Origin of the sequence: Cryobacterium sp. TMT2-10 (assembly GCF_004403075.1) — a bacterium.
In the GTDB taxonomy this organism is placed as follows: Bacteria; Actinomycetota; Actinomycetes; order Actinomycetales; family Microbacteriaceae; genus Cryobacterium; species Cryobacterium shii.
The window spans coordinates 1-7,684 of record NZ_SOGW01000008.1; the positions used below are offsets into that span (position 1 = coordinate 1).

The following is a 7,684-nucleotide window of genomic DNA, read 5'->3' on the forward strand; positions in this document are numbered from 1 at the left end:
AGATCTGGATGACGCCGTGGGCGTCGGTGGCGATGCTGGAGAAGTTGGCGCTGTTGAAGATCGCATTCTGCAGCGCACCCGCCTTCAACAGCTCCTCCTGGCGTCGCAGCTCTCGCAGGCCAGAGTCGACTTTCGGCACATTTCCTCCCACATACAGTCAGACTTCAGAGCCGGCCCGGAGCGGGAGTGGGGGTGCCACCTAGTTTTTTATACCACAAATCGTGATGGGACGCTGGAGCATGGATACCGGCGAAGGCCACGTTTACATCGGCCGCGACACGATCGAGAAGGCGCTGACGCCCTATGCGGCAATCGCCGCGCTGGAGCCCGTGCTGACCGCCGGATTCGACCCCGAGCAGGATGCCCCGCGCACCCGGGTGGACCTCGTCCGGGCAGCTGCTACAGATACCGTCCACCCTGAGCGAGTACGTCGGCAGCAAACTCCTCACGATCACTCCCGAGAATGCCCGCGCCGGCCGCCCGGTCATCCAGGGCCTCTACCTCCTGTTCGGCGGCGGTGACCAGAGGCCGCTCGCCGTCCTCGACAGTATGGCGCTGACCAACGTGCGCACCGCCGCTGTGTCCGGGATGGGTGCTCGCCGACTGGCCGCGCCAGGGCGAAGCGCCTCGTCGTTTTCGGCACCGAAGTCCAGGCGCGGGAGCACATCCGAGCCTTCACCGGGCTCTTCGACCTGACGGTCGTCGAGATCGTCGGACGGACGGCCGCACATGCGGAGCGGCTGGCCGCACTCGTTCGCGGGCTCGGCCTCGAGGCCCCGGGTCGGCGACGCCGAGGCGGTCGCCCGGGCGGACATCATCCTCTGCTGCACCGCCACCTCAGAGCCGCTCCTCGACGGGGTGCTGTCGGACCCGAAGTTTTCATTTGTCCTGCACCCCGCCAGCCGTGCCAGCCCTTCCGCGGCGCCCTGCGCAGCGTTTGGCCCTGGCGCGTGTCCCGCGCCAGGAGACGAGGTGCCGCGAACTCGCCCCACTCCCCCCGCTGCAGGCATGGCGCCTGCCTCAGCGGAGAATCCTTCAAACCTCGGCGCGGAGATAGGCATAGACAGTTTCACGGCTGATCCCAAAGTCTCGAGCGAGAGCAGCTTTCGGCACGCCGGCGGCAGCCTTCTCCCGCAGCTCCGCGGCGCGGGCCGCATCGAGCGATGGGGTGCGACCGCGGTACACGCCACGCTTCTGCGCCAGGGCAATGCCCTCGCGCTGACGTTCACGGATCAGGGACCGCTCGAACTCAGCAAAGGCTCCCATGACGTTAAGGAGCAGGTTCGCCATCGCATTGTCGTCGCCAGTGAACGAGAGTTGCTCTTTCACGAACTCAACCCGGACCTTCTTCGCGGTGAGTCGGCGCACGATCGAGCGGAGGTCATCGAGGTTACGGGCAAGGCGATCCATGGAGTGCACGAGAACGGTGTCGCCCTCACGAACGAACTTGATCATCTCTTCCAGTTCGGGCCGGTTCAGGTCCTTCCCCGACGCCTTATCCTCGAACACCCGGTCAACGTCGACGCCATCAAGCTGGCGGACCGTGTTCTGATCGAGGGTACTGACACGCACATATCCAACTCGTTGACCCGCCACGGGGCCCTCCTGCCTGTTCTGTCAAGTTGAACTCTAAGACCAGGCAACGAGGGCTGTCAACCAATCCGAATTCAACCCTAATCTGACGGCATGAAATGCAAGCGACTGACGCCTAGTTGGGGTGTACCCCAGTCTGGCACCTCATCTATGCCAACAAGAAAGCGTGCAGGCGCGTCCCGACATCTCGAAGGAGACTACTCAGGCGACATCGGAAGCAGCTAGGGATTCGTCTAACACTCGGAGCGACGGCAGGGCCTTCACGATGGCGACGGTTTCCACACTGACCGTCACGATGCGCTTCAAGAGATTGAGAATGTATTCAGGATCGTCGTGTTCGGCTGCCCAGTCGTTCGGGTCGTTGACGATCCCGCTGTCCTTATCTGGCTTCACTCGGTAGCGCTCAATGATCCACTCAATTGCGGAACGTGAGCCCAGCAAATACTCGTGTGCTGCGGCCGGGATACCGGTGAGGGTGATCTCATCGTTGTATCGAATCGTCGTTTTGTCCCAGGAGCCGGCCTTGCCTGCGAAACGCATCTTGCTGACGCGTAGATCAAGGGCCGCGTTTTTCGGACTTGGAAGCACCACCGTCTCGAGCAGATATGGGTCCACCGACTCGTAGTCGAGGTGCAGCGTGGAAAGCTTGCGCCCCGCTTCGGCGAAAGCTGCGAAGTCATAGGCATTCGCCAGCCGTGGGAGGCGCGGGAGCATCTTCTTGAGGTCCGCTTCGTAAGTCACTCGGTATTCGGGCGAGTGGAGCAGCCCATAGACGAAGAAGAAGATGTCATCCTTCGTGATGCTGTCTCCGTAGAGACTGGCGTACTTGGCCAGGATCTCGTCCGTGACGTTGTCGACACGTGTGTACGGATCGGAGTCGCCGAAGATGTCCAGTTCGGTGTCACCACCACGCGGTTCAAACGTATAGCGGGGGAAGAACTGGCCACTCCCTGAACCCCAGAGCGCAAGATCTGGCAGGGCACTAGTCGCAAGCAGTGAAAACGGATGCCCGGAACCGGCGGCAGTTACGTAGAAACCGAGATTCTCCTGCTCCGCCGTCGGGAACATCGTCTCCAGCTTGTAGACCATGTCATTGAGCTGACGATCGAAGTAGACGTGCTGCTTATTGAACGGCCTGTAAGTGCTAACCCGGAGGGAGTCTTGCTTCTTTTCATACTTGATACCGCGAGCGAGTCTCGATTTGTCCGCCCGGTTCCAGCTGATACGAGTGGAATCAAAATCAATGACGCTGTCGACATCCTTGGAACTCTTGCCAGAGCGTGCGAAATCTTCGACCTGTTCGTTGTAGAAAGAGATCATCTTGTTCACGTGGTCCTGCAGAGCATCAAGCGATGAGTTGTACACCCACGAATCGCGATTGGTCTTGAGGCCCGCGGAGTAGCTCCTGAACACGGCGCGGCCCGGCGCATCCTTGTCGCCGATCGGAGTGAAGGCTCCGAAGACGTCGTCGCGCTTATTTAGCCAATCCCCCGCACCGTTCGGACTGATTGGCTCCCAAGGCACACCCGCAATGCTGCCGTACTCGGCGACAAGCGACAGCTTCTGCTCGCGAGTGAGGTAGTCACCAATATCGCGGTAGTGCAGGAGCCCGTGCTCGGTGGCATCCGGATTCTTCACCAAAACCGAGATCGCGATGGTCGCGCGGCTACCCGATCCGAAAGTCTGTCCGCCCTCCTTGCGGGCATGCTCACCCGACGTGCGAGTATTTCCCCGCAGGTTGAATATGTAGAGGGAGCTGAACTCTTCCGCGAGGCTCTTTCGCAGACCGTCCGCGGTGTTGCCGTCGAGGAAGCCTCCATTGGAGACGAAGGCGACCACACCGCGGTCTTTGATCCGGTCGCTAGCCCAGCGGATGGCCCGGATGTAAGAGTCGTAGAGGCTGTTCTTGTTCTGCGCAGTGGATTTTGCCGCGTAGGTGGCGGCGATGCGGGCGTCCAGAAATGGGTACTTCAAATTCTGGTTGTTATCGTTCGCGCTGTCCTGGCCGGATGAGTACGGAGGGTTCCCGACGATCACCCGAATGTCGAGCGCGTTCTGCGCTTTCACGCGTTTGTTGTTGTCGCCGAAGATCCCGCCATCGTCGTACCGGTCATCGTCCTCGGAGGACTGGAACGTGTCGGTGAGCACGATGCCAGGGAACGGTTCATAACCCTTGACCCCGTAGCTTTGAGCGTGGGAGCCGCCAGTGTCTTTGACAAGGCCGTGGAAGGTCTCCTCGATGTTCACCGCGGCCACGTAGTACGCCAGCAGCACGATTTCGCTAGCGTGCAGCTCGTGCCGATATTTCCGGACCAGGTCAGCGGGTTTGATCAGCCCGGATTGCAGGAGTCGAACGATGAATGTACCGGTCCCCGTGAAGGGGTCCAGAATGTGCACGCCCTCATCCGATAGCGTCGCGCCGAACTCTTTCCGCAGCACGTCATCGGCGCTTTTGAGAATGAAGTCAACGATCTCGTTCGGGGTATAGACGATGCCGAGGCGTTCGTGAGTGTCTTTGAAGGCACCGGAGAAGAACTTCTCGTAGAGGCGTTTGATGGTGGTCTGCTTGCCGGCAGCATCGGTGATGCCCTCGACACTGCGGCGCACGCTCGCGTAGAAGGACTCAAGTTCCTCGGTCTCGGTGTGCAGGTTGCTGCCCTCAAGCGCATCGACCATGCGCTGCATCACCTGGGAGACCGGGTTGTTGGCGCTGAACGAGTAGTCCTTGAACAGAGCGTCGAAGACGGGTTCGGTGATCAAGTGCTGTGAGAGCATCTCGATCGCGTCCGCTTCAGTGATCGAGGGGTTCAGGTTGTCTTGGAGCCCGCCCACGAACGCGGCGAATTCGGTGCGGATGTGCTCGTTGGATCCGTGGGCGAGGCTGGCGATGCGGATCCGTTGACGTTTGGCGATCTCGGCGACGTCGCGGGCCCAGTTTTCCCAGTAGTCACGCTCACCGACCTTGTCGACGATCTTGGCGTAGATAGCTGTGCGCCAATCCGCGCCGATCGTTGACCAGTCCATGGGGACCGAGACGTTGTCGTGGAGGTTGTCGCCGTTCTGCTGTTCGCCGTTCTGTTCTTCGCCGTTCCACGGGTCGCGTGTGTCGATGATCTGGAGTTGGTTGTCGCTGCGGCCGTTGAGGTCGAGCTGTTCGATCTTGGCTTCGAAGCGTTCATCGTGCGCGCGGAGGGCACGGAGAACATCCCAGACGACCTTGTATTTGGTGTTGTCGTTGAGTGCCTGCTCGGGCGTCATGTCGGCGGAGACGGCGATGGGCAGGATGATGTAGCCGTAGTCCTTGCCCTCGACCTTGCGCATTACCCGGCCCACGCTCTGCACGACGTCGACCTGGCTGTCACGGGAGTTGAGGAAGATGACCGCGTCAAGCGCCGGCACGTCCACGCCTTCGCTGAGGCAGCGCGCGTTGGTGAGGATGCGGCACAGGTTATCGTCGGGGTCGGTTTCCGCTTTCAACCAGTCGAGCATCTGGTTGCGGATCATCACGTTCATCGTGCCGTCAACGTGCTTGGCTTCCAGGCGCAGGGGCGACTCCGCCGCCGCATCCTGGCCCGCGGCGTCTTCGCTGTTTTGTTCAGCTTCGCTGGGGAAGGAGACGCCGGCTGGCCTGGTGTAGCTGCCGTCGTAACCGTTGAGCATGGACTGCACCTTCTGGCTGTCCTTGATCGAACGGGAGAATGCGACGGCCCGGCGCAGTGGTGCCCGGTCGGCCGCGTGGGATCCGAGGCCTTGGACGCCGCGCTTGGCGAGGCCGTTGTAGATACCCACGATGCGGGCCGCATCCGGGATGTTCAGATCCCCGTCGACCGCGAAGCTTTCCTGGAAGTCGGCACCGATCGTGCCCTCGTCGACGGTGAGGACCAAGACCCGGTAGTCGGTGAGGAGGTCGCGTTCCACGGCGTCACCGAAGCCCAGCCGGTGGAAGGTCGGACCAAAGGTTGCTTCGTCATCCATGCTCACGAGTACGGCGTTCTTCTCCGAGGCTTTCGTGCGGACTGCGTCGCCGTAGATCTTCGGTGTCGCGGTCATGTACAGGCGCTTCTTCGCCTTGATCGCAGTCTCGTCGTGGACGCGGAGGAACGAGGACTCGACACCCTTCTCCAGTGTGAAACCCGCCGTCCTGTGGGCTTCGTCACAGACGACCAGGTCGAACTCGGGCAAACCTGCAGCCTGCGCCTTGGCCACCACATCAACGGACTGGTATGTCGAGAAGTACACAGTCAGACCGTCGGGGGTCTCAGCCTTAGCCACCTCGTTGAGGAGCTGCGCGGTGCTGGTCGTTGCGGGGTAGGCGAGGTCCGAAACGGAGTAATCCTCCGCGTACTTACCGACCTTGTTATCTGAACAGATCGCGAAAGCCCGAAGCGGCAGGGTCCGTTCGGCCGCCCACTCCTTGAGTGTCTGCGACAACAACGCAATCGACGGCACCAGGAACAGCACCGACCCGCCGGCACCGGCAATGGACTCCGCGATGCGAAGGCTCGTGAACGTCTTTCCGGTCCCGCAGGCCATGATGAGCTTGCCGCGGGAAGCGGCCTTGAAGCCCTTGGCCACATCGGCCACGGCTTCCTCTTGATGAGGGCGCAACTGCTTAAGCGTCGGCGCCACCAACTCGTCCGGCTTCGCGAGCGAATACCGGGACCAATCAATCTCGGACTGGGCGAGGTCATCGACGCCCACCCGCCAGGTCTTCACATGCTGATCGATGAGGGCGTCCGCGGCGTGTTTGGACCACTTCTCCGTGGTCGAGATGACCATGCGGCTCGTGAATGGGTGCTTGCCTGACGCGGTGAAGAACGAGTCGATATCGCCCTTGTCGATGGAATGGGTGGGCGCATAGAACTTGCACTGGATGGCGCAGAAACCGTCGCCGTAGCGCTCCCTAGCAACCAGGTCCACGCCGGTGTCGACCTTGCCGTTGCGCCCTGGCCAGTCCTGCCAGAGCCACACGTCTTCGAACCGTGCTGTCCACACGGGATCGGTCGTCAGGTATGCGCGAGCGAGCCGTTCGAGCAGAAGCCCCTTCTCACGGGTGTCGCGCGCCATCTGGGCATACTCGTCAAGAAGGTCATGAATCGTCGTCATTGCAACTCCAGATCGCGTTCGCGCAAGCGAACCCCCCATGGCCGCACTGCGGCCTAAAATCAGCCTATTGCAGCGCCCCGTCGCGGCGAGACATGCCCCGGAATGAGATGGTGATCACCCGTCAACACTCGATTGGCGGTCCAGACAGCAGCCATTTCGCGGCCAGGATGGCCAGCGCTAGGGAACGTTCTAGGGGCGTGCGAAATCGGGTCGGTCGTCTGTACTCCGAAGCCCAACTGCTGCAAGCTGCGCTTGGCTCTCATAGAAGGTTCTGGCTCGACCCCGGACCTCAGGATTGTCCGCCAGGGCTTGCTTCGCGGTGGAGGTGAGGCGCAGCTGGTCGTCTTCGACTTCCTCAAGGAAGCCATCACGGATGAGGTTCAGAAGGGTCGTTGTTCGTAGTGAGGATTTGCTCGCATCATTGAGGTTCGCTTGTGGATGCTCACCCGGCAGCCATAACCAGATTCCGACTGCGTCGATTCGTGCGAGTGTTTCGAGTCCTGCTCGGCTAAGTTTCGCCATGGAAAGCTAACTCGCGTCCTGGCTGCAAGCAGCCTCGATTGATTTCTGGAATGACGGGACCCAGCGGGTTACCTTGTCGAGCTGGTTCCAAGGAACCCTAACGTCGAAGCCGGCTTTCATTCCAGTGCCGGACTTCATCTTCATGATCGCCACGACGTAGGGGATCTCGAGAGCATCCAGATGTTTGGTGAGCTGAGATGCTCCCAGGCCCCATTCCTCGCTCTCGCGGCCACGCCAAACGCATAGTCCGTCTTCGCGGGTGAGTCGGACACCACTGCCACCTCGAAACAGGCCGACGAGGGTTCGCTGTGCAATGCGCTGTTCAGGGGGCATAACCATGGATTCAAAGTAGCGGATAACTCGGCTAGTGCGTATCCGCTCAGCTCAGCCTCGCTTTGCTGCTGCCGGGCCTTCGGCCACGATCTCGGCCCTGGTGGACGGCGGATGGTGACTGCTGAGGCCG

Annotated in this window: 4 protein-coding genes; 1 reads left to right on the forward strand and 3 read right to left on the reverse strand. The window is 61.2% G+C overall.

All coding sequences use genetic code 11. The features are described from left to right. The first annotated feature begins 360 nt into the window (after nt 1-360). A complete protein-coding gene (locus E3T37_RS00715) occupies nt 361-696 on the forward strand; it encodes a hypothetical protein (RefSeq protein ID WP_134364946.1) in 336 nt (111 codons plus the stop codon). Between the two features lie 339 nt (nt 697-1,035). On the opposite strand, the gene E3T37_RS00720 is transcribed toward E3T37_RS00715, so the two are convergent. From E3T37_RS00720 to E3T37_RS00730, 3 genes are all read right to left on the reverse strand, one after another. Next, the gene (locus E3T37_RS00720; RefSeq protein ID WP_134364947.1) at nt 1,036-1,596 is read right to left on the reverse strand and encodes a recombinase family protein; all 561 of its coding nucleotides are present in this window, start codon (nt 1,594-1,596) and stop codon (nt 1,036-1,038) included. Between the two features lie 198 nt (nt 1,597-1,794). After that, complete coding sequence (locus tag E3T37_RS00725) at nt 1,795-6,699, reverse strand: type ISP restriction/modification enzyme (protein ID WP_134364948.1); 4,905 nt, start codon at nt 6,697-6,699, stop codon at nt 1,795-1,797. Nucleotides 6,700-7,227: 528 nt separating this feature from the next. Then, on the reverse strand, nt 7,228-7,560 hold the full coding sequence (locus tag E3T37_RS00730; RefSeq protein ID WP_134364949.1) for a hypothetical protein: 333 nt from the start codon (nt 7,558-7,560) through the stop codon (nt 7,228-7,230). Nucleotides 7,561-7,684 lie beyond the last annotated feature (124 nt).